Here is a 24810-nt window from a genome sequence, read left to right on the forward strand (position 1 = left end):
CCCGAAGCGCCATCCCGAAGTCATCCGAACCGCGGCCCCCGAGCGGACCGCGGGCATCACCCGTGCGCGAACGCACGCACACATGCCCTCCGCCGAGCTGGCGGAGGGCGCACAGAACCGTCGAGCGCGTTACAAGAAACCGCGGGAGGCGAGACCGTTCGGGAACGCCGCCCACAGCCGGTACCGGAAAGGCCGGAATCCCATTCGCTCTCACCTCACTCGTGTCGGGGCGCCATCACCGTGCCGGAACACACGGCGGCGCGTCGTGCGGTTGCTACTGCGTTCGTCCACACCATGAATCGGTGTACGAACCGCTTCACCGGGCAGTCATCGGCCGGTTACTCGCGTGACCCCGGTAGTACGGGGAACTGTTACGAATGATGCAACCGCCGGTGCCTGTTAGTCAATCTCGGGATTCGCAGGTCCCGACCTGTTTTCACATCCGTAACGGATCCCGCCCGCGCGGCCGGGCCGGAAACCGACCGGCGGCCAACTTAGGGTAGGCTCACCAACTGTCCAGTGGAGGCTGCGCGAGGAGGCAGTGTGCGGGTCGAGGAGGCAGTGTGCGGGTAGTGATTCTGTTCGGGACCGAGATGGGCACCGCGGAGCGGACGGCCGAGGCCGTCGCCGACGAGCTGGCGAAATCCCACGATGTCGCGATCTACGACATGTCCGACTTCGACACCGACGATCTGGACACCCGCGACTTCCACGTGCTGGTCTGCTCCACCTACGGCTCGGGCGACCTGCCCACCGGGGCCGAACCGTTCTTCGAGCAGCTCGACGACCGCCTGCCCGACCTCACCGGGCTGCGGTTCGCCGTGTTCGGCCTGGGCGATTCCGTCTACGACGAGACCTTCAACCGCGGCGGCGAGATCTGCGCCGAGAAGTTCGCCGCACGGGGCGCGGAGCAGGTCGGCGAGCACGCCCGCCACGACGCCTCGAGCCCGGTCCGGCCGCAGGATCAGGCCCTCGAATGGGTCCGGTCGCTACCGGTCGGCACCCTGGCCAACGCCTGATTCGACACCTCCGACCAGCACCTCACCGGCGCTACCGGACGCCGGAGAGGGACCGCTCGGTTTCCCAGAGTCCAGCGAGCAAGCGGCACAACGGCTTACACTGCTAGAACAGTGCGCGATTCAGCCCGCAGCACGAGCCGACCGTGAGGTGACGAAATATGGTAGCCGGAGCCCGGGAACGTCAAGAGACCTCGACAGCCCCGGAGGCCGATCTGGCCGAACATCCCGAGCTGGACGTACTACCGGAGTGGCCGCGCGAGACCATCGCGGTGCTGGTGACCACGGACCCGTCACCCCACGCGATCCCGGTGTCCTGGCCGGTGCGCGCCGGCGACCATCGAATTCTGTTGAGCCTGCGGTCCAATCGCGGCTCGCTGGCCCGGCTGCGCAGGCGGCCCGATGTGGCGCTGCTGATCCTCGGCGGCGACAACGTGGCGCTGTGCGCCCGCGGCGCCGCCCGCATCGTCGCCGACCCGATGCCCGATGCCGACGATTACGTGGCCGTCGCCATCGATGTCGAGGTGATCGACGACCACCGCCAGGGCGCCTTCCTGGTCGAGGCCGGAATTCAGCGCACAGTGCTCGACGAGTCCGAGCTGGAATACCTCGAGTCGCGTGTCGCTACCCTGCACGATATGGCCCAGCAGCAGAATTGACGGCATGATCGCCGCCTTCTCGGTCACCCCGCTCGGCGTCGGCGAGGACGTCGGCCGCGCCGTCGCCGAGGCCGTGCGCGTCGTGCGCGCCAGCGGCCTGCCCCACGAGACCACGGCCATGTTCACCTCGATCGAGGGCGAGTGGGACGAGGTGATGGCCGTGATCAAACAGGCCACCGATGCCGTCATGGCCGCGGCCCCGCGCTGCAGCCTGGTGATCAAGGCCGATATCCGGCCGGGCGTGACCGACGGCCTGACCTCGAAGGTGGACAGCGTCGAGCGCTACCTCGCCGAGGAGTGAGACAGTGGCCGCCGTGCGCTGCGGCAGGCCCGAAATCCGGCGTGCTCTCGATATCGCCGAAGAATATCGACTTGACGAACGCGGTTTCATCGTGCATTATCAAAAATGGGAAGACACCGAAGAATCGCGTGTCTCTTTCTCCGCGTCTCTGGACAAGAGTCGATTCCGAGTGTAATTTTGGTCCTCGTACCGGGGCGCGTGCTGGCCGACTCTCGAAATAGGAAATGACCGTGAAAGCGGCGCAGTCTGCGCGTCGCTTTCCCGACCGTTGGTGTCGAGTCATGTTCGGGCGGCGTCCGGCACGGTGCACAAGGTGACATACAGCCCACAGGACAAGCAGATGCCGTGACGACCGCGCTCACGCGGGCGGCGCGACGTGCTGGAAGGACCCATCTTGGCAGTCTCGAGTCAGACACCGAAACGCGTCTCGTTCGCCAAACTTCGTGAGCCACTGGAGGTTCCGGGGTTGCTGGATATCCAGAAGGAGTCGTTCGAATGGCTGATCGGAGCCGGCGGCGGCTTGGCGGAGGTGCTCGACGAGATCAGTCCGATCGAGGACTTCGCCGCGACGATGTCGCTGTCGCTGTCCGAACCGCGTTTCGAGGAGGTGAAGGCGTCCGTCGAGGAGTGCAAGGACAAGGACATGACCTACGCGGCGCCGTTGTTCGTCACCGCGGAGTTCATCAACAACAACACCGGTGAGATCAAGTCGCAGACGGTCTTCATGGGTGATTTCCCGATGATGACCGATAAGGGGACGTTCATCATCAACGGCACCGAGCGTGTGGTGGTGTCGCAGCTGGTGCGTTCGCCGGGTGTGTATTTCGACGAGTCGATCGATAAGGGCACCGAGAAGCTGCTGCACAGTGTCCGGGTGATTCCGAGCCGTGGTGCGTGGCTGGAGTTCGATGTCGACAAGCGCGACACGGTGGGTGTGCGCATCGACCGCAAGCGCCGCCAGCCCGTGACGGTCCTGCTCAAGGCCCTCGGCTGGAGTAGTGAACAGATCGCCGAGCGGTTCGCTTTCTCCGAGATCATGAAGACCTCCCTGGAGAAGGACAGCACGCCGGGCACCGATGACGCGCTGCTCGACATCTACCGCAAGCTGCGCCCGGGTGAGCCGCCGACGAAGGAGTCGGCGCAGACCCTGCTGGAGAACCTGTTCTTCAAGGAGAAGCGCTACGACCTGGCGCGCGTGGGCCGCTACAAGGTGAACAAGAAGCTCGGCCTGAACGCCGGCGAGGTCGTCGGGGCGCCGGTGCTCACCGAGGACGATATCGTCGCGATCATCGAATATCTGCTGCACCTGCACGCGGGTGATGCGGCGATGACGGCGCCCGGCGGTGTCGAGGTTCCGGTGCACGTCGACGATATCGACCACTTCGGTAATCGCCGGCTGCGCACGGTCGGCGAGCTGATCCAGAACCAGTTCCGGGTCGGCCTCTCGCGGATGGAACGCGTTGTGCGCGAGCGCATGACGACCCAGGACGTCGAGGCGATGACGCCGCAGTCGCTGATGAATATCCGGCCCGTGGTCGCGGGACTGCGGGAGTTCTTCGGGACCTCGCAGTCGTCGCAGTTCCTGGACGATCGGAACCCGCTCGCGAGCCTCACCCAGAAACGCCGCCTGTCGGCGCTGGGCCCGGGCGGCCTGTCCCGCGAGCGTGCCGGCCTCGAGGTCCGCGACGTGCACTACAGCCATTACGGCCGGATGTGCCCGATCGAGACACCCGAGGGTCCGAATATCGGCCTGATCGGTTATCTGTCGGTGTACGCGCGGGTCAACCCGTTCGGCTTCATCGAGACGCCGTACCGCAAGGTGGTCGACGGCAGGGTGACCGACGAGGTCCACTACCTGACCGCCGACCAGGAGGACCGATACGTTCTGGCGCAGGCGAACGAACCGCTCGATGCCGCGGGACGCTTCGCCAACGCGCGAATAGCGGTCCGCCGCAAGGATTCCGAGTTCGAACTGGTCGATCCCGCCGTGGCCGATTACATGGATGTGTCGCCGCGGCAGATGGTGTCGGTGGCGACGGCGATGATTCCGTTCCTCGAGCACGACGACGCCAACCGCGCCCTGATGGGCGCCAACATGCAGAAGCAGGCGGTGCCGCTGATCCGGTCGGAGTCGCCGCTGGTGGGCACGGGTATGGAGGTGCGCGCCGCCGCCGACGCCGGCGATGTCGTGCTGAACGAGAAGCCCGGTGTGGTGGAGGAGGTTTCGGCCGACTACATCACGGTGATGCACGATGACGGCACCCGGCGTAGTTATCGGATGCGGAAGTTCGCGCGGTCGAATCAGGGGACGTGTGCGAATCAGCGGCCGATCGTGGACGAGGGGCAGCGGGTCGAGCACGGTCAGGTGCTGGCGGATGGGCCGTGTACCGATAACGGTGAGATGGCTCTGGGGAAGAATCTTCTGGTGGCGGTGATGCCGTGGGAGGGGCACAACTACGAGGACGCGATCATCCTGTCGCAGCGTCTGGTGGAGGAGGATGTGCTGACCTCGATTCATATCGAGGAGCACGAGATCGATGCGCGGGATACGAAGCTGGGTGCCGAGGAGATCACCCGTGATATCCCGAATGTGTCGGATGAGGTTCTGGCGGATCTGGATGAGCGGGGCATCGTGCGGATCGGTGCCGAGGTGCGTGATGGTGACATCCTGGTCGGGAAGGTGACTCCGAAGGGGGAGACCGAGCTGACGCCGGAGGAGCGGTTGTTGCGGGCGATCTTCGGGGAGAAGGCCCGCGAGGTGCGGGATACGTCGTTGAAGGTGCCGCACGGTGAGTCGGGCAAGGTGATCGGGATCCGGGTGTTCTCCCGTGATGACGATGATGATCTGCCGCCGGGTGTGAACGAGCTGGTGCGGGTGTATGTGGCGCAGAAGCGGAAGATTCAGGATGGTGACAAGCTCGCGGGCCGGCACGGGAACAAGGGTGTGATCGGGAAGATCCTGCCGACGGAGGATATGCCGTTCATGCCGGATGGCACGCCGATCGATATCATCTTGAATACCCATGGTGTGCCGCGTCGGATGAATATCGGTCAGATCCTGGAGACGCATCTGGGCTGGATCGCCAAGAGCGGCTGGAAGATCGAGGGCACCAACGGTTCCCGGCCGGACTGGGCGCAGCGGCTGCCCGAGGAGCTGTCGGCCGTCGCCCCGGACACGAATCTCGCCGCGCCCGTCTTCGACGGCGCGCGCGAGGAGGAGCTCACGGGGCTGCTGGGGTCGACGCTGCCCAACCGCGACGGCGAGGTCCTGGTCGGACCGGATGGTAAGGCGACGCTGTTCGACGGTCGTTCGGGTGAGCCGTTCCCCTACCCGGTGGCGGTCGGCTACATGTACATCCTCAAGCTGCACCACCTGGTCGACGACAAGATCCACGCCCGCTCGACCGGCCCGTACTCGATGATCACCCAGCAGCCGCTCGGCGGTAAGGCACAGTTCGGTGGCCAGCGATTCGGCGAGATGGAGTGCTGGGCCATGCAGGCCTACGGCGCCGCCTACACCCTGCAGGAACTGCTCACCATCAAATCCGACGACGTGGTCGGCCGCGTCAAGGTGTACGAGGCCATCGTCAAGGGCGAGAACATCCCCGAACCGGGCATCCCCGAATCGTTCAAGGTGCTGCTCAAGGAGCTCCAGTCGCTGTGCCTCAACGTCGAGGTGCTGTCCGCCGGATCCGCCATCCAACTGCAGCAGAGCGACGACGAGGTCGACCGCGCGGCGGCAAATCTCGGAATCACGCTGTCCCGCAACGAAGCTCCGACAGTGGACGACCTGGCGCAGTAACCCGTCCGGAGGCCGGCCCGGCGTGCTTTCCCGTCATCCCCCGACACCCCGTCATCCCGGCGCGCTTCTTGGCCGGGATCAATGACGGCAGAGGCACGCCGGGATCAATGACGGGGGAAGCACGCCGGGATCGATGACGAGGCGAGGGCGAGGCGGGATGACGGGGCGCGGGCGAGGCGGGATGACGGGGCGCGGGCGAGGCGGCCTCGGCGAGATGAATCACCAGGGATCACGGGCCCGGAAGATGGGAGGGCATGTGCCGACTCAGGAACACGACGACGAATTACGTTCCGAACAAAGCTATGTGGACGGACTGTACGCGCGCCTCGACGCCGAGCGCGCGCGGGTGAAGGGCCGCTACAGCGCGGCGCTGCGGGGCGACGGCGGGTCGCTCGTCGACCGGGACGCCGAGGTGCGAGCCTTGGCCAAGGAGAGGAAGCGGCTCGACGTCGCCGACAACGGACTGTGTTTCGGCCGGTTGGACACCGTATCCGGCGAACGCTCCTATATCGGCCGGATCGGCCTGTTCGACGAGGAGAACGAGTACGAACCGCTGCTGCTCGACTGGCGGGCACCGGCGGCGCGCGCGTTCTACGTTGCCACCGCCGCGACCCCCGAGAACATGCGCCGGCGCCGCCAATTCCACACCCGCGGAAGGCGAATCGTCGATTTCACCGACGAGGTCCTCGGCCGCCCCGGTACCGGCGAACACGGTGACGCGGCCCTGCTCGCGGCGGTCAACGCGCCACGCGGCACGGGGATGCGCGACATCGTGGCGACGATCCAGGCCGAACAGGACGAGATCATCCGGCTCGAGCATCCCGGGGTGCTGGTGATCGAGGGTGGTCCGGGCACCGGGAAAACCGTTGTGGCGCTGCACCGCGTCGCGTATCTGCTCTACACCCAGCGGGAGCGGATGGAACGGAACGGTGTGCTCGTGGTCGGGCCCAACCCGGCGTTCCTGAACCACATCGGCCGCGTGCTGCCGTCGCTGGGCGAGACCAACGTGGTGTTCATGACGCCCGGCGATCTCGTACCCGGCCTGCACGTCACCGCCGAGGACACCCCGGAGGCCGCGCGGCACAAGGGTTCGCTGCGAATCCTGGACGTGCTCGCGGCGGCGATCGCCGACCGGCAGCGGGTGCCGGAACAGCCGCTGCCGATCGAACTGGCGGACGTCACGGGGCGCATCGATGCCGAGACCGCGGAGTGGGCCAGGGACGAGGCGCGGTCGAGCGGGCTGCCGCACAACGAGGCCCGCCCGGTGTTCCGCGAGATCCTCACCTATGCGCTCACCGAACGGGCAATCGCCCGGATCGGCCGGGGCTGGCTGACCCGCGACGATCGCGGGGCCTGGGAGGATCTGCGGGCCGACCTGCTCGCGGAGCTCGCGACCAACGAGCAGTTCACCGCCGCGCTCGACGAACTCTGGCCGATCCTGACGCCGGAAACCCTGCTGGCGCCGCTGTATTCGTCGCGCGAGCGGCTGCGGGCGGCCGGTGCCGACGAGTCGCTGTACCGCGCCGACGGCGACGCCTGGACGGTGTCGGACGTGCCGCTGCTCGATGAACTCGTCGATCTGCTGGGCCGGGACAAGTCGGCCGACGAGGACACCGAACGGGAACGGAAGGCCGAGGCCGCCTATGCCGCCGGCGTGCTGGACATCATGGTCGACCGCGCCGACATGATGGACGACGAGGACCACCTGTTCGCCCACGACCTGCTCGACGCCGCGGACCTGGCGGACCGCTTCGTCGAGCGGGACACCCGCGAGCTCGCCGAACGCGCTGCGGCGGACCGGGATTGGACCTATCGGCACGTCGTGGTGGACGAGGCGCAGGAGCTGTCCGAGATGGACTGGCGGGTGCTGATGCGGCGCTGCCCGGGCCGATCCTTCACGGTGGTCGGCGATCTCGCCCAGCGTCGGTCGGTGGCCGGAGCGACATCGTGGGCCGCGATGCTGGAGCCGTACGTGCCCGGGCGCTGGGTCTACCGGTCGCTGACGGTGAACTACCGCACCCCGGCGGAGATCATGGATGTCGCGGGCGCGGTGCTCGCGGAGTTCGCGCCCGATGTCCGGGCGCCGGAGTCGGTCCGCTCCTGCGGTGTCGTGCCCTGGTCCCGGCCGGTCACCGAGGGCGAATTACCCACCGCCATAGAGGAATTCGTCCGGGACGAAGCCGGCCGCGAGGGTACCAGCGTCGTGATCGGCCCGCCGGGCGTACCGGGAACCGTGACGGCATCGGAGACCAAGGGCCTGGAGTTCGACGCGGTCCTGGTCGTGGAGCCGGAACGGATCCTCGCCGACGGCCCGCGCGGCGCGGCCGAACTCTACGTCGCCCTCACCCGCGCCACCCAGCGCCTGGGAGTCCTGCACCGCGGCCCCTTACCCCACGCCCTGACCGGTCTCGCCGAGTCCGGGGCACCGGCCGCGAATCGGCCGGCGTAGCGACTCGCGTCGTTGTCGAGTGGTGGTCGGCATCTCCCGTGCGCGGCCTATCATGTTGTGCTACCGCAGGTTTCGGTGAACACAGCTCGGTTCCGAACGTGCGGGCGGCTATACTTCGCTTCTATGGATCCTGCTGCGGTTGGCGTCCGCGATCCCCGGCATCTCCGCACGGCGGGGTTCACGATTCGGACCGTAGGCGATTTCGGCATGACCGAAGCCGGCCTTCGGATGCTAGGTGGGATGTTCGATACGGAGCTGGCCGTCGATGCGTGGCTTCCGGCCGCGCAGAACTACCGGCACCGTGCCTATCAGTGCTTCCGAGCCGATATCGCCGAGTCGACGTTCGTACCGGTCGATCCGCCACCGCCCTATGTACAATCCCGTGCGGTGAACCGAGTGTTCGGTGGGATGGAGCGCAGCTTCCGGACCATTCCCCCGGATCATCCGGCAGTAGGCATCGTCACCGATGTGATCGGCACCGTGGCCAACACCCTTCTGCAGGGAGATGTACTGCCCCAGGATCGAGGACCACTCACCATCGACGTCCACTATGTCCGGATCGTCGCACCCGGCAAGGTTGCACCGGAAGGCATCCATCGCGATGGCCTCATCGCCGGGTCGATCCACCTGATCCGCCGCACCAATATCACCGGCGGCACCACGAGTGTCTTCGACAACGACCGGGTTCGGTTGCACAGCGTCGACCTGAGCGAACCATTCGACTCGCTGATCTTCGACGACGCGCGGGTGCTGCACTACACGAACGACATCGCCGCAGCCGATTCCCGATCGCCCGGGTATCGAGATGCGCTACTGATCGGAGTGCGACCGTGAAAGACAGTCTCGAAACATTCCTCGGCAGCCTGGACACGCTGCTGCCCGACGACGAGGTCGTAGACATAGCCACCGGCCTCACCGCGATCCCGTCGTTCACCGGCGACGAGACGGCGCTGGCGAACCATGTCGACAACCTGTTGTCGCAGCACGGATTCGCCTCCTACCTCCAGGAGGTGGAGCCCGGCCGGTTCCAGACGATCGGGCGGCTCGGACCGGATACCGGCACGGCGGCGTTGCTGCTGAACGGGCACCTGGACATGGACCCGCTGGGCCGCGCCTGGCCCGATGACCCGTATACCGCCCGCCGAGACGGCGACCGTCTGTTCGGGGCCGGGCTGCACAACATGAAGAGTGGTGTCGCCGCGATCATCGGCGCTGCGCTCGCGGTGCAACGAAGCGGTATATCTCTGCGACGCCCCCTGCTGCTCGAGTTCGTCGCCGGTGAGTTGCAGGGAGGCAAGGGGACGAAGTTTGCCCTGCAGGAAGGCCTGACGGCCGACGCCGCGATCGTCCCGGAGCCGTATTCCGTCAGCCGGGTGATTACCCGCACGGCGGGGGTGCAGAAATTCGCGCTGGTGGTCCGCGGCACCACCGCGCATACCAGCCGCTGGCAGGAAGGGGTGGACGCGGTCACCGTGCTGCGCCGGCTGCTCGACGTCCTCGACACCGAGTCACTCGGCCTGACCAACAAGGATTTTCCGACACTGCCCAGGTTGCAGACCGCCAGCCTGATCGCGGGCCGCGGCGAAGAGCATGACCTGTCCGGCGTGAGCTATTGCGCGGACAAGGCCACGGCGATCATCGACCTGCGCTACCCGCCGCCGTTCGAGCCGACGGATGTCAGCGCCGCGATCGGCCGATTCGTCGACCAAGCACGCGAGACCTATCCGGAGGCGGAGATCTCGGTGGACCATCCGCCCGACCCCGCCTTTCGCGTCGGCGGTGTCGACATGCCACCGATGGACGTGACCGACGCCAGTCCGATCGTGCGCGACGTGACGTCGTTCCTGCACCGGGTATCGGATTACCGGGTGACCGAGACCGGGATCGCGTTGCCGTACTCCTACTGCGGCAACGACACCACGCACCTGAGCCGAGCCGGCATCGAATGCTGCCTGTTCGGGCCGCGCGGCGAGCAACAGGACACCGAACGGCATGTTCTGGTCAGCGAGATGGTGGCCTGCGCCCGGACTCTGGCCGCCGTTTCACTCGCCCGCTGCGCCTGACGCATTGTCGGCGGTGTCGAGGAACTTTCCGAGGGCACGGTTCGTCGAAGAGTCCGCGTAGGCGTCGGAGAACAGCGGGATGAGTTCATAGCCCTCGCGCTGATACAGGGCGAAGGCCGCGACGCTTCGGGTTCCCGTCTCGAGGATGGCCCTGGTCGCACCCGCATCGGCCGCCGCCCGCTCGAGTTCGGCGAGGATTCTCTTGCCGTACCCCCGGCCGCGCAGGTCGGGTTCGACATACATGCGTTTGATCTCGGCGTCCACCCCACCCGGCCGAGTGTCGGTGCGTAGCCGGTACGCACCGGAGGCGACAGGACTGCCATCGGGGTCGTAACCGAGCAGAAACAGCCCGGCAGGGCGGGTGAAATCGCTCTTGCCGACCGGTTCCTGATCGGCCGCCCCGTAGGTTGCCGCGTTCTCGGTGTCCACACGCCGCAGCACCATGCCGGCGTCGGGATCGTCGAACGGGTCATCGATGATCTTTATCCGGAGATCATCACTCAAGCCCCGCACCACCTTCCGTATCGACAGGATCTCTCGAGCGATATCGCCGGTCATGCCCTGTAGGTCAGCAGATTCGCTCCGGCCCCGGTTGCCACACCGAGCTGCTCGCCGGCCGGATGCCATGCTACCCCGGTGACAGGTGCGCCGAACCGCAGCGCACACACGCTCCGCCCGTCCGATACCCGCCAAATACGCACGGTCGCATCGCCTCCGGCCGTGGCGAGCACCGAGCCGTCCGGCGAGAACGCGCAGTCGTCGACCCAACCGGTATGCGCGCGCAGCACAGTGTGTTCACGGCCGTCGGGAAGCTGCCACAGGCGGATCGTTCGGTCGTCGCCGGCGGTCGCCAACAGGGTGCCGTCCGGGGAGAACGTGCATCTGTTGATCAGGTCGGTGTGACCGGTCAGCACCGCCGACGCCTTACCGTCGGGAACCGACCACAGCCGTATCGTGCGGTCGGTGCCGGCGCTGGCCAGCAATGCGCCGTCCGGCGAGAATGCGCACGTATAGACGCGACCATGGTGACCGGTGAACACCACCATCCGGCTCCCGTCGGCCACCCGCCACAGGCACACCGTCCCGTCGGCGCTCGCCGTGGCCAGCATGGTCCCGTCCGGAGAGAACGCGCAACCGCGTACCCAGTCACTGTGGCCGGTGACCTCGGTCTGTTCGGTACCGTCACTCAGCCGCCACAGCCGGGCGGAGCAGTCGTTTCCAGCCGTGGCCAGCAACGTGCCGTCCGGGGAGAACGCGCAGGCACTCAACTTGCTCGCGTGGCCGCGCAACACCATCGATGCCGCGCCTCCCGGCACCTCCCAGAGGGTCGCCGTGCCATCCACGGCCACCGTGGCCAGGCGGCTGCCGTCCGGGGCGAACGCGCATCCGTCCATGCGGTTCACCGGACCGGCCAGAACGGCCTGCTCGGTTCCGTCGGCAATACTCCACAACCGGACCGACTGGTCCATGCTCGCGGTCGCGAGCACGGAACCATCCGGAGAGAACGCACATGCCCAGATCGCGCTGCCATGACCGGTGAACACCGCGCGCTCGCCGCCACCGGACACTCCCCACAGCCGCACCGTGCCGTACCCCGCCATGGCGAGGGTGGTGCCGTCAGGTGAGAAGTCGCAGGTGAGCACCTTGTCTGTTGCCGGTGTCGGCACGGTTGTGCCCGTTCCGTCGGCGATCTGCCACAGCTGGACGGTCCCATCCTCATCGACCGAGGCGAGCAGCCGTCCTTCGGGACAGAAGACGACCTCTCGGATCTCGCTGCCCGGACCGGCCAGCTCGCGCCGCTGAGTGCCGGCGGCCACCTCCCACAACCGAACGGTCCCGTCCTCCCCCGCCGACGCCAGCAACCGGCCATCCGGAGAGAACACACAACCCCTGACCGCACCACCGTGGCCAACCAGCACACTTCCCTCGTCACCGGAAGCCACCTCCCACAACCGGACCGTCCCGTCCTCCCCCGCCGACGCCAGCAACCGGCCATCCGGAGAGAACACACAACCCCTGACCGCACCACCGTGGCCAACCAGCACACTTCCCTCGCTACCGGAAGCCACCTCCCACAACCGGACCGTCCCGTCCTCCCCCGCCGACGCCAGCAACCGGCCATCCGGAGAGAACGCGCATCCGAGGACAGCACCGAAATGGCCCCTCAGCACCGCCTCCTCGGCATTGTCGGCAACACGCCACAGCCGGACCGTCCCGTCCTCACTGGCCGAAGAGAGCAACCGTCCGTCCGCGCTGAACGCGCAGTCGTTCACCCCACCGGTGTGTCCGGGCACGGATGCCGCTGCCCTCGGATCCGGTCGGTCCGCAACCGGCCAGACCGGCTCCAGCAGAGGCCGAGGCTGCACGGTCTTGAAGCGTGCGACGAACGGCTGCAACTCCCGGATACCGTGCAGCCGGCTCGCCAACGTGGCCCCCAACGCCGACGGCGGATCGATCGGGCCCAGGAGAGGCCCAGCATCGTGCAGTGCCCGGCGGAACAACCGCGACGGCGCGTTCTCCGCGTAGTCCACGTCGGCTTCCGCGGACGCCATCGAGCCGAACAACCGCGTCTTCGCCTCGATCCATCGCAGGTCGGTCACCAGCACAGTGACCTCCTCGGTCAGGAACGCGTCGCGCAGGTGCAGCGGCAGATACCGCCACAGGTAATCCTCATCGGGCGGCAACGACCACCACCCGGCCGCCCTGCCTCCGGGGAGCAGATCGGCGGCTGCGTCGACCAGTCGCCGGTGCGTCTCCGAACGTGCCGCGGCGCTCCTGCGGGCACGCAGATACGCGCGGATCGTGTCGTGCAACAGCAGTCGATGTCCGGCGGGTTGCCAGTGCCATGCCACCGCAAGACCCAGAGCCACCAACTCCTCGCAGACAGCATCGACTCGGGCGTCCGACCACAGCAGCTTCAGCACACCGGCTGGTATCTGCACATCTTCGGGAAAGATTGCCAAATCGAAGAAACGATCCCGGTCGGCGTCGCTCAACAGGACCAAGCTCGCCTCGATCGTGGCGGCGACCGCCTGACTACGATCGGCGGGTCGCAGCGGATCCAATGTCGTCGGTCCTTCCGCGGAAATCTGCCGCCAGATATCGCCCGCCGCCTCCTCCGGCGGCTGCCCCTGGGTGATCCGGCGCCGCAGTGCCCCGCTGACGAGGTTCAGCAACACCGGCCACCGGCCGGCCTGTTCCGCGAGCCGATCCGCCGACGCTGCCGACAGCCCACTCACACCGGCGGTTACCAGTTCACGCGCCTGGTCGGCCGACATGGCGTCCACGCGTATCTGCTCCTCACTCGGTGCCAGCAAACCAGGGGACCTCGTCGTGACCAGCCTGGTGCACGCTCGCCCACCGAGCCTGAACGGGCGGAGCTGCGTCTCCTCCCACACGTCATCGATCACCAGCAGCACCGGTTTGCGCTGATCGAGTTCCCGGCCCAACTCCCACCCCGCCGCCTCCGGATCGGACACCATCGGACGCTGTCCCGACAGGGCGAACACCAGATTATTGATACGTTCCGCCAGTGGGCCATTCGTCACACCCTGGCCGATCGTCACCCACAACAGGCCGCCGGCGAACCGGCGATCGACCTCACGCTGGTGGCATGCCCACGTCGCCAGCTGAGTCTTGCCGAATCCACCCACCCCGTGCAGTTCGGTGGTCAACCCGACATCCCGTCTGCCCGCCCCGGTCAGCGCCGCCATCAACCGACCACCCAGGTCCGGTCGCTCTACAATCCTGGTCAGCGGCGGTGCCATCCAGGGACGGTCGTTCGTCCCTCGCGCGGCCACCTCCCGACTCGCCCGACTGCGATCGGCGAGCACGAAGAGCACACCCACCGCACTGACCGGCAATGCGAGGACATTCGCCCAGCTGGCGACATCGCTCAGCTTGCCACCCATCAATGCCCAGACCGGCACCGCAAAGCAGATCGAACCCAACGCCGCCGCGACAAGACCCCAGCCCAGTTGGGTACGCCACGACCGGCGGAGCCCGCTCATACGCTTCCGATCATGGAGCCCGCCGCGCTCGGCCATCGAACGTCGCGTCACACCGTCGTTGTATTCCGGCACGATAAGGGATCACCGCCGCCGAATCCCCCGCATCCACGACCTGCGCGCCAGGCGGCGAACCTTCCGGCGCGGCACCATCTCCTTCATGAACCAGGGTCGGGCGCACTGCCCTCGAGCCCAGCCCACTGCGGACCGGTCAGCGCACATGGCTCCACCCCCGACCGAACGATGTTGTTGCACTTAAAGATACGGGCCAGCACCCGAGCCGACAACAGTTCGACTTCGCTACGGGGTCCGAGCCGTCGACATTCCCGCTGAAACACCTGGAACCAGGGACCGAGTATCGGTCGGTGGCTACTGCGGCACCGCCGAAAGCCCGGCCATCGCCCTCGGCCGATGGAACTGCCATGCGGCCCGTCGTATCGATAACTCGTGTCATGCGGATGACAGTGATACCGCCGGATTCAGCCCAGGCTCCGCAACAGTTGGCAATGAAATGATTACCCCTGCGTGGTTGTCGAGTAGTGGTCGGCATTTCCCGTCCGCGCTTGCGAGGAGAGGCTGTCCGCCCTCGGCAATCGGTGTGGCCGCACCTGTGACGCCGTCGCCGCGCCGTCGCCACGGTCACGGAGAATCGCAGCATGATGGTGGGATGGCCGAGCGGGTGAGCGCATGCGTTCATTGCTGATACTGATCGTCGTGCTGGTGATCGCACTGATCGTCGGCGACCGAGTCGGCGTCGTGGTGGCGCAGAATGCGATAGGCCGCAAGATCGCCGCCGAGTACGACCTCGCGCACCCACCGCGCGTCGAGATCGGCGGCTTCCCGTTTCTGACGCAGGCTGTCGACGGCAACTATCACGACATCGATATCCGTGTCGGCGACTGGAGCGGGCAGAAGATTTCCGTCCACAACCTCGATGTCGCGCTGACCGATGTATCGGCGCCGCTGGGTGATCTGCTCCACGGCCGCACGTCGAACCTGGTCGCGGAGACGGCGACAGCGACAGCCCTGGTTCCCTACGACACCGTGCGGGACTTCGCGCCGTCGTCAGTGGAGTCGATCTCCGACGGCCCGGACGGGCTGCGCGTCACCGGGACGTTCTCGGTGGAGGGAATCTCGGTGCCCGCGACGGTCGTCGTCACCGTCGTACCGAGCGACGACGGCATGCTGGTCACTCCGGTCTCGGTCCAGGCCGCGGCGGGCGGGCCGACGATTTCCCTGGCATTTCTGCGCCAGGCTCTCACCTTCACCGTGCCGTTGCAGCAGCTGCCGCTCGGCGCTCGTCTGACAGCCATCCAGCCCGGCCCGGAAGGCATACGCGTGACCGCCGTGGCTCACGCCGTGCGCTTCTCGAACCTGCCGTGAGTCATCCCAGGAGGTGGAATCCGCCCGCCCACCGACGGGCGCTCGCCCGCTGCGGCCGGAATTCATCGAGGTGTGGGCATCGAGAGATGCGCGATCTGCTGGACGACCGAGGGCAGTAGCTCGTGTTCGGCGGCGGACACTCGCTCGGCGAGCGTTTCGGCCGTATCGTCCGCCAGCACCGGAACCTCGCTCCGGCCGAGGATCGGCCCGGCGTCGTAGTCATCGGTGACCATGTGCACCGTCGGCCCGGTGACGGTATCCCCCGCGGCCAGTACGGCTTCGTGAACGGCCTTGCCGTACATACCTTTTCCCCCGTGACGGGGGAGCAGCGCGGGATGCACGTTGATGATCCTGGCGGCGTACTCGGACCTGGTCCGCGGCCCGATTTTCTTCAGATAGCCCGCCGCCACGACCAGGCCCACGGCATGCTCGAACAGGGCGTTCCGCATCGCCTCATCCAGTGCGTCCGGTTCCGGATGGGTGTGCCCGGACAGGTGCAGCGCCGGGATGCCCACTTCACGCGCGAAGGCCAATGCCGGGGAACCACTGTTGTTACTGATGACCAGACCGACCGTGAACCGTGCGCCAGGATCGAGCGAAGCGCTGTGCAGCGCCCGTAGATTCGACCCGTTGTGCGAGGCGAGAACCGCAACCGAAATTCCGGACATCCCGGCAGTGTCGCACACGTCCGTCATCCGATGAGCACGATGTCGTCCGAGCGCGGGGTCATCCGGGATCGCCGGCCCCGGCAGCGAATTCCTCGGCCCACTGGCGGAAGGTGCGGGGAGCCCTGCCGAGCAGGGCTTCGGCACGTTTCTCCTGTTCGCGCAGCGCGGGGTTATCGCGATCGGCGGCGAATGCGGGCAGGGCGTACCGCATCACGGCGATCGTGTCCTCGGGCCACCGTTCCCGCCGCCACCGTTCGGTAGCCCGAGCGGCAGTCATCTCGGCGATCACCGCGTCCGTCCCGAGCACCGCCGCGAGGGTGGCGAGGCGTTCGGCCGCGCTGACGGTGGTGCCGCTGACGTCGATCGTGCCCTGATATCCGTTGTCCAGCAGAGTATGTGCCGCGATCTCGGCGAGGTCGCGTTCGTGGATGAACGCGTAGGGGGCGTTCGGAAGGTATTCGTACACCGGCTCGCGGTTCTCGATCCTCGCCACCATGCCCGATCCGGAGATCGGATACCCGCCGACGCGCGTATGGGCCATGACGGCGGTCGGCCGCAGGTACGCCCAACCGATCCCGCGGGTGTCCAGACTGCGTTCGAACGCGGACCATGCCCAGGTCTCCGCCGAGATCTCCTGCTCGAAATCGGATCCGTGCGAACCGAGCACGACAACCCGGCCGACATCGTGGGAGATCAGGGCATTGGTCAGCGCACGCAGCGGGCCGAGGGGCGCACCGACGAGTCCGGCGAGGAACACCCGGCTCGCCCCCGGCACCGCGGCCCCGAACGCCACGGGATCGGCCACCGAACCGATCCGCACGCTCACGCCGTCGGGCCACCCTTCGCGCTCCGATTCCGGCACCAGGACACGGACCCGCTCGCCACGACCGACCAACTGTGCGGCCAGGGGCCGGACCACCGGCACGGTCGGAACGGCCCCCGGCTGCCGAGAGGGCGGAGCGGCGGTAAGAAGGATCATTCCGCCGAAGCTACCGACGCCCCGAAAGCGCCCTCTAGTAAAAAATTCCGCCCGGACCTGTCAAGACCTCGGCGCAGCGCAACGGCTCCGGCTCCGGCTGCGGACCCGGTTGGGTTTCGATCGCAAATTGCTTTCGAATGATCGGCATTTATGTACGATATGCCCATGGGGACGGCAGAGGATCGGCATGGGGAGATCGTTCGGGCGCTGAAGGCAGTGGAGCTGGTTACCGTCGCGGACCTGGCGCAGTCACTCGGCACGTCGGAGGTCACGATCCGCCGCGATCTGGGCGAACTCGAGCAGGCCGGTGTGCTGCGACGGGTGCGGGGCGGGGCGGTGAGCACGATGTTGCGGGGCGAGGAGATGCCGTTCGCCATGCGGGAGCTGGACAGGGCCGAGGCCAAAGGGCGGATCGCCGCGACAGCGGTGCGGTTGATCACCGACGGTGAGTCGGTTGTCCTCGACAGTGGCACAACGGGTTTGGCGGCCGCGCATGCCCTCGGCTCGCGCATGCTGACCGTCGTGCCGCTGGCGGTCAATACGATCGCGGTGTTGGCCACCGCTCCGCGAGTGTCCCTGCTGCTGCCCGGCGGTACGGTCCGGCCCGGAGAGACGTCACTGGTGGGGCCGATGGTCGAGGAGAACCTGTCGCGGCTGCGGTTCGACACCATGCTGCTGACCTGCTGCGGGCTGAGCCCGCGCCGCGGCGTCACGGCCTACGACCTACAGGACGCCGCCGTGAAGCGCGCCGCGATGGCCGTGTCGACGCGAACGATCGCGATGATCGATTCGAGCAAGTTCGCGCATACGGCGATGGCGGTGGTGTGCGAGACGTCCGCCATCGATGTCGTGGTCACCGACACCGACGCACCACCGGATACCGTGGCAGCCCTACGCGCCGACGGCATCGAGGTGCACTGTGTCTGAAGTCGCCACTGACCCTGGCATATTCGACGCACAATCATCGAAACGGCGTGCCCGAGCCCAGCTTTCGATCGCGGCGACATTCCTGGCGCACGCCCTGTTGTTCGCGTCCTGGACCGCGCACATCCCACAGGTCAAGTCCCAACTCGCGCTCAGCGACGGCGATCTGGGCACGGCCTTGCTCGGCGCGCCGATCGGTTCGGTGACCGCGATGGTGCTCTCGACCCGGCTGCTGCCCCGGCTCGGAAGCCGCCGGATGATCAGGATCACCGTGGTCGGCTATGCCATGGGCGGCGTCGGTGTCGGTCTGGCCGGCACTGCGGTCCAGCTGTTCGCCGCACTCGTGTGCTGGGGGTTGTTCCAGGGCGCACTCGATGTCGCGATGAATACCCAAGCCGTCACGATCGAGCGCGCCGTTCGACAACCGATCATGGCTCGACTACACGGAATGTGGAGCATCGGCGGCTTCCTCGGTGCCGTGGTCGGCGCCGGTGCGGTCGCGGTCGGTATCGATCCGGGTCTGCAGCTCATGGCAATGGGTGTCCTCTCGATCGCGATCGTCGAGGTGTTGTCGCGAGCGCTGATCCCCGATGGTGCCGGCACTGCCGAAACCGGATCCCGCCGCCGGGGCCGTGGTTCGGGCCTCTCGGCGGTCGTAGTGACATTGGGAGGTATCGCCTTCGCGTCGATGCTGTGCGAAGGTGCCGCCGCCGACTGGTCGGCGACCTACCTGCGCGACGAGCTGGGCACGGACGCCGGCCCGGCCGGGCTCGGCTACGCCACGTACGCCCTGGCGATGGTCGCCATGCGGCTGAGCGGCACCCTGCTGGGGAGACGGTTTCGCACCGACCGGCTGCTGCCGATACTCGCGATCGTGTTCGCCCTCGGCATGGGTTCGGCACTGCTGACCCGAAATCTCCTCGCGGCGCTCATCGGCTTCGCTTGCATGGGTATCGGATTGGCGCTGATCGTCCCGAGCGCGTTCAGCGCCGCCGGAGCCGCCGATCACGGCCCCTCGCGGTCCAATTCCGGCTCGATCGTCGCGACCGTCGCGGCACTGGGGTGGTGCGGATTCGTTTCCGGGCCACCGCTGATCGGTCATCTGGCCGATCTCACCGGCCTCACGGTAGCCCTGTGGATACTGCCCCTACTGGCACTGGTGATCGCGACGACCACACGCTTCGGCAAGGCGTTCGCGGTCGCCTCGGGCGATCCGATTCGCACCGGACGTCCTCGTGACGCACCCTGGCCACCTCGGTGAGCCGGACATCCGGACGGCGCGGCCGCGTCCCGTTCGCAGACTCGATCGCGTCGGCATGGACAGCGAAACATGTTTGTTCACAGTCAATTTCGCTACTTTCCGATCAATCGGGCCAGTAGGTGCGCCAGTCGGCTGCCCTCAGCGGTGCGCGGGCGCCGCGTGCCAGTTCGGCGGTGTCTTCGGCCGCGCGGATCCGCGCCGCGAAGGCCACCGCGGCCTTGCGTAGGTGTTCTTCGGCGGAGAACTCGCCGCCCAGATGCACCACACGCAGGTCGTCGGGAATGAGGTCGTCCGGTAGGCCCGCCTTCAGGCTGCGGGAGCGGATCTTTTCGGCCAGGGCCAGGGCGGGCTGGGCCATGGCTATGCCGTCGAGGCAGGAGCGGCGGGACTTCTCCGCGGATTTCCTTTCCTCCCATGCCTTTTCCTGGGCGGCGATCTTGTCGGCCACACCGGCATCGGGGTCGGCGTGCGCACCGGCGAGGTGGGGGCTGCGGTGCACCAGCTTGGCCACCAGGGCTGCCGCCACGTCGTCGACGGTGAACTCCCCCGCGGCCTCGGCGATCCGGGAATGAAACAGGACCTGGAGCAGCAGATCGCCCAGTTCCTCCCTGATGGTATCGGTGTCGCCGTGCTGGATGGCGTCGAGCAGTTCGTAGGTCTCCTCCAGCAGGTACGGCCGCAGCGTGTCGTGCGTCTGGGTCGCCTCCCAGCCGCCGAAGCTCCACAGCCGGTCCATCACCTCGACCGCGTCGGCGAGGCTGCGCGCCATGCGCGCGGAATCCGCCGCGGTGGGATCGGCCGCACTCATCGCGCCGCCGACGCCTCGGTCGCGACGCGCAGATCCACTGTGCCCTGCGGCTTCCCGTCCAGGGCCAGCAGCAGGTCTGCGACGAACTGCAGCAGCTGCACGTCCCGCAGCCGGGCCGAACCCACGCTGTCCTCCACCCGCGGCAGCGGCAGCTGCACGATCGAGGTGGTCGGCCGATAGGTGACGTTCGGGTACAACCGCTTGAGCCGCAACTGCTTCGAATCGGCCAGCTGCAGCGGCGAGAGCTTCAGCGTGGTGCCGCTGACACCCACCTCGGTGATGCCGTACTCGCGGCACAGCAGCCGCAGCTTGGCCACCGACACCAGCCGCCCGACCTCCACCGGCAGTGGGCCGTACCGGTCGACGAGCTCCTCCACGACCCCGGCCAGCCCCGAATCGTCCTGGGCGGCAGCCAGTTTGCGATATGCCTCCAGCCGGAGCCGGTCGCTGGCAATGTAGTCGGGCGGGATGTGCGCGTCCACCGGCAGGTCGATGCGCACCTCCTTGACCTCCTCCTCGGTGGAGATCGGCCGGCCGTCGGCGGCGGCCCGGTAGGCCTCCACGGCCTCCCCGACCAACCGCACATACAGGTCGAAACCGACACCGGCCACGTGCCCGGACTGCTCGGCGCCGAGAACGTTTCCGGCGCCGCGGATCTCGAGGTCCTTCATCGCCACGGCCATGCCCGCGCCCAGATCGGAGTTCTGCGAGATCGTGGCCAGCCGGTCGTAGGCGGTCTCGGTCAGCGGCTTCTCCGGCGGATACAGGAAGTACGCGTACCCGCGCTCGCGGCTGCGCCCCACCCGCCCGCGCAGCTGGTGCAGCTGCGAAAGCCCCAGGGCGTCGGCACGTTCCACGATCAGCGTGTTGGCATTCGAGATGTCCAGGCCCGTCTCGATGATGGTGGTGCAGACCAGCACGTCGTATTCGCGCTCCCAGAAGCCCTGCACGGTCTTCTCCAGCACGTCCTCGTTCATCTGGCCGTGCGCGACCACCACCCGCGCCTCCGGGACCAGATCCCGAATCTTCTTGGCCGCCTTCTCGATCGACGACACCCGGTTGTGCACATAGAACACCTGGCCGTCGCGCAGCAGCTCGCGGCGGACGGCGGCGGCGACCTGTTTGTCGTTGTAGGCGCCGACATAGGTGAGCACCGGATGGCGTTCCTCGGGCGGCGTGAGAATGGTCGACATCTCGCGGATGCCGGCCAGGCTCATCTCCAGGGTGCGCGGAATCGGGGTGGCCGACATGGTCAGCACGTCGACGTGGGTGCGCAGCGCCTTGATGTGCTCCTTGTGCTCGACGCCGAACCGCTGCTCCTCGTCGATGATCACCAGGCCCAGATCCTTCCACCGGATCCCCGTCTGCAGCAGGCGGTGCGTGCCGACGACGATGTCGACATCGCCGGAGGCCATGCCGTCCAGCACCTCCCGCGACTCGCCGGGATCGGTGAACCGCGACAGGCCCTTCAGCGTCACCGGGAATCCGCCGACCCGCTCGGCGAAGGTCTGCAGATGCTGCTGCGCCAGCAGCGTCGTCGGCACCAGCACCGCCACCTGCCTGCCGTCCTGGACCGCCTTGAATGCCGCGCGCACCGCGATCTCGGTCTTGCCGTAGCCGACATCGCCGCAGATCACGCGGTCCATCGGCACCGCCCGCTCCATATCGGACTTGACCTCGGCGATGGCGGTCAGCTGGTCGACGGTCTCGGTGAACGCGAACGCGTCCTCCATCTCCTGCTGCCACGGTGTGTCGGCGCCGAAGGCGTGGCCGGGGGCCGCCTGCCGGGCCGCGTACAGCTGCACCAGCTCGGTGGCGATCTCCCGAACGGCCTTGCGCGCCTTGCGTTTCGTATTCGCCCAGTCGGACCCGCCGAGCTTGGACAGGCCGGGCATCTCGCCGCCGACGTAGCGCGACAGCTGGTCCAGCGAGTCCATCGGCACGTACAGCCTGTCGCCGGGCTGGCCGCGCTTACCGGGCGCGTACTCGATGACCAGGTACTCCCGGCGCGCCCCGCCGACCGTGCGCTCGATCATCTCCACGAACCGGCCGATGCCGTGCTGATCGTGTACCACCAGATCACCCGCGGCCAGCGCCAGCGGATCCACCTGGTTGCGCCGCCGCGCCGGCAGCTTCTTGCCCTCCGCGGGCGCAGTGACGCGATTGCCGGTCAGGTCGGACTCCGCGATGACGACCAGCTCGGCATCGTCGAACACCACGCCGTCGTGCAGCGAGCCGCACAGCAGGCCCACCACTCCGGGTTCCGGCTCGGCACCCCCCTCCAGCGAGGCCGCCGGAACCTCGGCGTCGGCCAGCCGCTCCAGGATGCGCTGCGCCGTACCGTGACCGGCGACCACCACGACCGCGCGACCGCCGGTCGTGACGTGTGCCCGCAGCGACGCGAACACCGTCGCCACCAGTTCCTCGCTGCCGCGGGCGGCGGGCGCGGCCAGGACCGGCAACACCACCTCGGCGGGGTCGTCGGAGGCCAGCGGGGTCAGCGTCCACCACGGCAGGCCGCGGGCATCGGCACTCTCCCGCACGACATCGAGCCCCCGGTACGCCGACGCCGCCAGATCGAGTCCGTGCGCCCCCAGCGGCGCGGCCCCGCCGAACGAGGCGGCCGTCCACGAGGCCTCCAGGAACTCCTGCCCGGTGCGCACCAGATCGGCGGCGCGGGTGCGGATCTTCTCCGGATCGCACAGCAGCACATGGGTTTCCGCGGGCAGCACGTCGGTGAGCAGTTGCAGGTGGCCGGGACGCAGCACCGGCAGCAGCGCCTCCATCCCCTCCACCGGAATGCCCTGCGCCAGCTTCTCCAGCATCTCGACCAGCGCCGCGTCGGCAGGATTCTCCCCTGCCACCTCCGCCGCACGCACCCGCAAATCCTCCGTGAGCAGCAACTCCCGGCACGGTGGCGCCACGACGACATCGACTTCGACCTCGGGCAGCGACCGCTGATCGGCCACCGAGAACGGGCGCAGCTCGGTCACCTCGTCGCCCCAGAACTCCACGCGCACCGGATGGTCGGCGGTCGGCGGGAAAAGGTCGAGAATGCCGCCGCGCACGGCGAACTCGCCGCGCTTGCCCACCATGTCGACCCGCTCGTAGGCGAATTCCACCAGGCGCGCGGTCAACTCGTCGAAATCGTGCTCGGACCCGACGCGCAGCGTGATCGGCTCGACGTCGCCGAGCCCCGCCGCCATCGGCTGCACCAGCGAGCGCACCGTCGTGACCACGACCCGCAGCGGCTCCGGATGGACCGCATCCTCCGGATGGGCCAGCCACCGCAGCACCTGCAGCCGCCGGCCCACCGTGTCGGCGCTCGGCGACAGGCGCTCGTGCGGCAGCGTCTCCCAGGACGGGAACAGCGCCACCCCCGCGCCGAGGATCTCGGAGAGCTCGACGGTCAGATCGTCGGCCTCGCGCCCCGTCGCGGTCACCACCACCAGCGGGCGCTGCCGGGCCACCGTCGCGGCCACGAACGGCCGCACCGCCGAGGGCGCCACCAACTGCACGGGCGACCGCCCGATCAAGCTATCGACCTGCGACAACGCGGTATCGGCACCGGCCACCGCGGCCAGGCCCGCAAGAGGTGGGCGACGGGTGGGCATCAGACAGACTCCTGGCGCGGATGAGCGGTTGGGGCGGCGCATCGAGTCTAGCCACCGCCGCCGACAGCGCTTTCACCCCGCCATCGCCGGACAACCGGTCCGGCCGAACGACCGGTCCTACGGCACGTACCGGCGTAATCGCCGGGCCGCGAACTCGCGGAAGTAGGCCACCTTCTCCTCCGGCACGATCGACGGCAGCAGGAAGTACCAGACCCGCTCCATGCGCAGCGCCATCTGATCGATCGAATCGGTGCCGACGGCGGTGATGTGCACACCGGCCGTCATCTCCTGCAGCAGCAGGCCGATCGTCTCCGGATCCAGGTCGGCCATCAGGTCGCCCTGGGTGATGGCGCGCTCGGCGAGGAGCCGGTGCGTCTCGCCCCAGGTCTTGGCGATGTTCTCGCCGGTGGCGCCGCGATAGTCGCCGATCTGGTGGGTCAGCTTCAGCATGGCGCCCACCATCGGGTCGTTCATGGTGAGATCGGCGACCACGTAGGTGATGCCTATGCACGCCTCGAGCGCCGGCACCCGGGGATCGAAGAACCCCTGGCACGCGCTCACCAACCGCTCATTGCCCTGATCGACCACCGCGCGCGCCAGCTCTTCCTTGGAGCCGAAGTGAAAATACAAGGCGCCCTTGGTCACGTTGGACTGCGCGATGATCTCGCTCAGGCTCGCGTTCGCGTAACCCAGCCGCAGGAAGACATCGGCCGCGCCCGCAAGGACGGAATCGCGTGTGATCTCCGCGCGCGCTTGCCTAGCCATCAGATCCGCCTGTCATAAACCAGCCATCCTGAAGTAGACCGACATCCCGAAGTTGACCGACATCACAGCTCGAACAGCACTTGAAGGATGGGTGAACCGTACCACCAGACC

Annotated in this window: 18 protein-coding genes; 11 read left to right on the plus strand and 7 right to left on the minus strand. The window is 67.7% G+C overall.

What is annotated here, in order from left to right:
• Positions 1-563 precede the first annotated feature (563 nt).
• The 8 genes from D892_RS0105090 to D892_RS0105120 all read left to right on the plus strand — a co-directional run bounded on the left by D892_RS0105090 (position 564) and on the right by D892_RS0105120 (position 10290).
• Positions 564-1019, plus strand: coding sequence for a flavodoxin family protein (locus tag D892_RS0105090; protein ID WP_024800204.1), 456 nt, complete (start codon positions 564-566; stop codon positions 1017-1019).
• Positions 1020-1177: 158 nt separating this feature from the next.
• Positions 1178-1675: a hypothetical protein gene (locus tag D892_RS0105095; protein ID WP_024800205.1), complete on the plus strand. Its 498-nt coding sequence runs from the start codon at positions 1178-1180 to the stop codon at positions 1673-1675.
• Between the two features lie 4 nt (positions 1676-1679).
• Positions 1680-1976, plus strand: a complete 297-nt coding sequence (locus D892_RS0105100; RefSeq protein WP_024800206.1) for an MTH1187 family thiamine-binding protein — start codon at positions 1680-1682, stop codon at positions 1974-1976.
• A 4-nt stretch (positions 1977-1980) separates the two neighbouring features.
• Positions 1981-2151: a hypothetical protein gene (locus D892_RS46420; protein WP_156959386.1), complete on the plus strand. Its 171-nt coding sequence runs from the start codon at positions 1981-1983 to the stop codon at positions 2149-2151.
• Positions 2152-2352: 201 nt separating this feature from the next.
• Positions 2353-5778 carry a DNA-directed RNA polymerase subunit beta gene (locus D892_RS0105105; protein ID WP_024800207.1) on the plus strand — a complete coding sequence of 1142 codons (3426 nt, stop codon included), beginning with the start codon at positions 2353-2355 and terminating at the stop codon, positions 5776-5778.
• Positions 5779-6022: 244 nt separating this feature from the next.
• Positions 6023-8227 (plus strand): RNA polymerase recycling motor ATPase HelR, encoded by a 2205-nt coding sequence (gene helR, locus D892_RS0105110; protein WP_051498994.1) that lies wholly within the window; start codon positions 6023-6025, stop codon positions 8225-8227.
• A 240-nt stretch (positions 8228-8467) separates the two neighbouring features.
• The gene (locus D892_RS0105115; RefSeq protein ID WP_024800209.1) at positions 8468-9061 is read left to right on the plus strand and encodes a 2OG-Fe dioxygenase family protein; all 594 of its coding nucleotides are present in this window, start codon (positions 8468-8470) and stop codon (positions 9059-9061) included.
• Positions 9058-10290 carry a M20 family metallopeptidase gene (locus tag D892_RS0105120; RefSeq protein WP_024800210.1) on the plus strand — a complete coding sequence of 411 codons (1233 nt, stop codon included), beginning with the start codon at positions 9058-9060 and terminating at the stop codon, positions 10288-10290. The genes D892_RS0105115 and D892_RS0105120 overlap by 4 nt, the downstream gene beginning before the upstream one ends.
• On the opposite strand, the gene D892_RS0105125 is transcribed toward D892_RS0105120, so the two are convergent.
• Both D892_RS0105125 and D892_RS43455 read right to left on the minus strand, forming a co-directional pair.
• Positions 10270-10794, minus strand: a complete 525-nt coding sequence (locus D892_RS0105125) for a GNAT family N-acetyltransferase (RefSeq protein ID WP_232235991.1) — start codon at positions 10792-10794, stop codon at positions 10270-10272. The two genes, D892_RS0105120 and D892_RS0105125, sit on opposite strands and share 21 nt — an antisense overlap.
• Before the next feature lie 50 nt (positions 10795-10844).
• Positions 10845-14300: an NB-ARC domain-containing protein gene (locus tag D892_RS43455; RefSeq protein WP_198036834.1), complete on the minus strand. Its 3456-nt coding sequence runs from the start codon at positions 14298-14300 to the stop codon at positions 10845-10847.
• 684 nt (positions 14301-14984) lie between these two features.
• Between D892_RS43455 and D892_RS0105135 the strand changes: the two genes are divergently transcribed.
• Positions 14985-15680, plus strand: a complete 696-nt coding sequence (locus D892_RS0105135) for a DUF2993 domain-containing protein (RefSeq protein ID WP_024800213.1) — start codon at positions 14985-14987, stop codon at positions 15678-15680.
• Positions 15681-15742: 62 nt separating this feature from the next.
• Here the strand turns inward: D892_RS0105135 and purN are convergent, their stop codons facing one another.
• Positions 15743-16348 carry a phosphoribosylglycinamide formyltransferase gene (purN, locus tag D892_RS0105140; protein ID WP_036566763.1) on the minus strand — a complete coding sequence of 202 codons (606 nt, stop codon included), beginning with the start codon at positions 16346-16348 and terminating at the stop codon, positions 15743-15745.
• A gap of 58 nt (positions 16349-16406) precedes the next feature.
• Positions 16407-17327, minus strand: a complete 921-nt coding sequence (locus D892_RS40450; protein ID WP_156959389.1) for an SDR family oxidoreductase — start codon at positions 17325-17327, stop codon at positions 16407-16409.
• A 165-nt stretch (positions 17328-17492) separates the two neighbouring features.
• Between D892_RS40450 and D892_RS0105150 the strand changes: the two genes are divergently transcribed.
• Positions 17493-18254, plus strand: a complete 762-nt coding sequence (locus tag D892_RS0105150; RefSeq protein WP_036568168.1) for a DeoR/GlpR family DNA-binding transcription regulator — start codon at positions 17493-17495, stop codon at positions 18252-18254.
• Positions 18247-19512 (plus strand): MFS transporter, encoded by a 1266-nt coding sequence (locus tag D892_RS0105155; protein ID WP_024800216.1) that lies wholly within the window; start codon positions 18247-18249, stop codon positions 19510-19512. Before D892_RS0105150 ends, D892_RS0105155 begins: the two co-directional genes overlap by 8 nt.
• Positions 19513-19615: 103 nt before the next feature.
• Here the strand turns inward: D892_RS0105155 and D892_RS0105160 are convergent, their stop codons facing one another.
• The 3 genes from D892_RS0105160 to D892_RS0105170 form a co-directional block, all read right to left on the minus strand.
• Positions 19616-20320, minus strand: a complete 705-nt coding sequence (locus tag D892_RS0105160) for a MazG family protein (RefSeq protein WP_024800217.1) — start codon at positions 20318-20320, stop codon at positions 19616-19618.
• Positions 20317-23934 carry a transcription-repair coupling factor gene (gene mfd / locus D892_RS0105165; RefSeq protein ID WP_024800218.1) on the minus strand — a complete coding sequence of 1206 codons (3618 nt, stop codon included), beginning with the start codon at positions 23932-23934 and terminating at the stop codon, positions 20317-20319. Before mfd ends, D892_RS0105160 begins: the two co-directional genes overlap by 4 nt.
• 117 nt (positions 23935-24051) lie before the next feature.
• Positions 24052-24699: a TetR/AcrR family transcriptional regulator gene (locus D892_RS0105170; RefSeq protein WP_024800219.1), complete on the minus strand. Its 648-nt coding sequence runs from the start codon at positions 24697-24699 to the stop codon at positions 24052-24054.
• Between the last annotated feature and the right edge of the window lie 111 nt (positions 24700-24810).

This window comes from Nocardia sp. BMG51109 (genome assembly GCF_000526215.1).
Lineage (GTDB): Bacteria > Actinomycetota > Actinomycetes > Mycobacteriales > Mycobacteriaceae > Nocardia.

Bases quoted from the DNA above. Each gene is read 5' to 3' on its own strand.
- D892_RS0105095 (WP_024800205.1), top strand. From the start codon at position 1,178: ATGGTAGCCGGAGCCCGGGAACGTCAAGAGACCTCGACAGCCCCGGAG.
- D892_RS0105100 (WP_024800206.1), top strand. From the start codon at position 1,680: ATGATCGCCGCCTTCTCGGTCACCCCGCTCGGCGTCGGCGAGGACGTC.
- helR (WP_051498994.1), top strand. From the start codon at position 6,023: ATGGGAGGGCATGTGCCGACTCAGGAACACGACGACGAATTACGTTCC.
- D892_RS0105115 (WP_024800209.1), top strand. From the start codon at position 8,468: ATGTTCGATACGGAGCTGGCCGTCGATGCGTGGCTTCCGGCCGCGCAG.
- D892_RS43455 (WP_198036834.1), bottom strand. From the start codon at position 14,300: ATGAGCGGGCTCCGCCGGTCGTGGCGTACCCAACTGGGCTGGGGTCTT.
- D892_RS0105135 (WP_024800213.1), top strand. From the start codon at position 14,985: ATGCGTTCATTGCTGATACTGATCGTCGTGCTGGTGATCGCACTGATC.
- purN (WP_036566763.1), bottom strand. From the start codon at position 16,348: ATGTCCGGAATTTCGGTTGCGGTTCTCGCCTCGCACAACGGGTCGAAT.
- D892_RS40450 (WP_156959389.1), bottom strand. From the start codon at position 17,327: ATGATCCTTCTTACCGCCGCTCCGCCCTCTCGGCAGCCGGGGGCCGTT.
- D892_RS0105150 (WP_036568168.1), top strand. From the start codon at position 17,493: ATGGGGACGGCAGAGGATCGGCATGGGGAGATCGTTCGGGCGCTGAAG.
- D892_RS0105160 (WP_024800217.1), bottom strand. From the start codon at position 20,320: ATGAGTGCGGCCGATCCCACCGCGGCGGATTCCGCGCGCATGGCGCGC.
- mfd (WP_024800218.1), bottom strand. From the start codon at position 23,934: ATGCCCACCCGTCGCCCACCTCTTGCGGGCCTGGCCGCGGTGGCCGGT.
- D892_RS0105170 (WP_024800219.1), bottom strand. From the start codon at position 24,699: ATGGCTAGGCAAGCGCGCGCGGAGATCACACGCGATTCCGTCCTTGCG.